2 protein-coding genes are annotated in these 1,393 nt (G+C 54.2%); one reads left to right on the forward strand and one right to left on the reverse strand.

The window, feature by feature from the left end:
* Nucleotides 1–364: 364 nt before the first annotated feature.
* Nucleotides 365–1,075 carry a DUF2971 domain-containing protein gene (locus E1J61_RS37240; RefSeq protein WP_133098703.1) on the forward strand — a complete coding sequence of 237 codons (711 nt, stop codon included), beginning with the start codon at nucleotides 365–367 and terminating at the stop codon, nucleotides 1,073–1,075.
* On the opposite strand, the gene E1J61_RS37770 is transcribed toward E1J61_RS37240, so the two are convergent.
* The coding region (locus E1J61_RS37770) for a hypothetical protein (RefSeq protein WP_165971650.1) at nucleotides 1,072–1,393 on the reverse strand (322 nt) is incomplete at its 5' end. The two genes, E1J61_RS37240 and E1J61_RS37770, sit on opposite strands and share 4 nt — an antisense overlap.

A 1,393-nucleotide genomic window follows, 5' to 3' on the forward strand; every position in this document is an offset into this window, starting at 1 on the left:
CTCTTCCACAAGACGGATCTCGGAGAGTAGTCGCGCCTGGTTCGACTTCGGGGTTGCCAACTCATCCTGCAACCGGGCGAGACGGCTCTTGAGTTTCGCCAGAACCCCTCGGGGCTTCTTCTTGGCTGGGCCAGCAATCTTCTTGGGATTCTTCTTCACGGTATGACCTCAATGACGCTGGCGCATCGGAGCAACCATTTTAAGGCAACGGCTACGCACGGATGCCAACCTTGTGCTTTGCCCTTGGACCCATTGGAGGCTCTGTGGCGGCCTTCAAGGTAGAACGGCCGTCCCGGTCTGCCGTTGCAGCGGAGAATCGTTAACCGTAGCGGTTACCATACCGAGATGAGGATGGAACTGACTGATGAATCGTAAGGGTGAACCATCGCAGGTATCGGGAAAGGCTATGCGACTTTACTATTTGACTGCAGAGCAGTGGGCGAAGAAGGTAATTCATGAACGCCGCGTGAAGATTTCGCTCTTTGATGAGCTGAATGATCCTTTCGAGCTGCTTCCGCATCATCTTCCAACGAGGGACCATCGCAAGGTCGCAAAGATATTGCGCGAGCATCTGGCTCGTCAGCGTGGCGTCATTTGCTTTTCAACGAACTGGCAAAGTCCTGTCATGTGGGCGCACTACGGTCACAAACACTACGGGATGTGTCTCGGATTCGATGTACCCGATGAACTCGCGATGCAGATCAACTATGAACCAGAGCGCCTTAACTTCGACATCGATCTGTCAAAGTTCAACGCGGGCTTGAACGCTGACACCGTCAGAAGCATGCTTCTGACGAAGTTCGAGGCGTGGCGTTACGAAAACGAATACCGTGTGATGGCGGAACTCAAGGATCAGGACGCCGATGGTCACTATTACGCAGATTTCGGTGAAACACTGACGCTGCGAGAGGTTGTCATCGGGGTTCGATGTGAAACTCCCCAACGAGAGGTTGCATCATGGATCGGGGAAATTGGCCACGATGTTGAAATTCGGAAGGCCCGCCTCGCCTTCAAGAGGTTCAAAGTCGTCGAGCAGAGAATGCAGCCTGCGATTCTGGCTGGAAGCGTCCGTTAAATTTGATTGCGGTAGTTGCCGGCCTTGTAGGGAAAACTGGCGGCGCTGCCGGCGAGCCAAGGAAAGCCAGGTAGCAGACAACAAGGGAACGGACCATGATATTGCAGCGGGCGGTACAACTTTCTCTCGCGGTCTCTTTTAGCGTAGGTCTCTCGCTCGCAGCAAATGCCGCGGAATTTGCATCTGTGAATGGTGACGCCGCCGCGATGCTTGGCAAGACCATTGTGGGTGTGGGAAAGCTTGAGAAAGTTGAAGGCGCCGATGGTGCGGATGGAATGATCGTCAAGCTCGGACAGTCTTGTGTTCGAACAATGGGCC

The sequence above is a fragment of the Cupriavidus sp. L7L genome, assembly GCF_004353535.1.
Lineage (GTDB): Bacteria > Pseudomonadota > Gammaproteobacteria > Burkholderiales > Burkholderiaceae > Cupriavidus > Cupriavidus oxalaticus_A.